General features: G+C 69.5%; 1 pseudogene. It reads right to left on the bottom strand.

From position 1 onward, the window contains the following. Positions 1–269, bottom strand: a pseudogene (locus tag SB753_RS37575) (hypothetical protein); the annotation flags it as partial.

The raw sequence follows: 269 nt of genomic DNA, 5'->3' as shown, positions 1-269 counted from the left end.
CCGGCCAGGGAGCGCAGCCCGGACAGCACGAAGAACACCAGGAAGTGGGTGCACAGGACCAGCAGGGTGTTGCGGCCGATCCATTGCACGCCCGGCCAGCGGCAGATCCAGCCGGCCACGCCCGTCGTCATCGCCGTGCCCAGCAGCGCGACCAGCAGGAACAGCGGCGCCGAATCGCCGAACTGCATCCGGTTGATATCGACCTTGCCGTTGAGCCAGGCCAGCGGCAACCAGAGCGCGGCGACCAGCAGGGTCAGCGCGATGCCGGC

The organism is Paraburkholderia sp. SIMBA_053 (genome assembly GCF_046534895.1).
Taxonomy (GTDB): Bacteria; Pseudomonadota; Gammaproteobacteria; order Burkholderiales; family Burkholderiaceae; genus Paraburkholderia; species Paraburkholderia caledonica.
The sequence above is the reverse complement of the archived record's forward strand: the minus strand, read 5'-3'. Positions and strand labels throughout refer to the sequence as shown.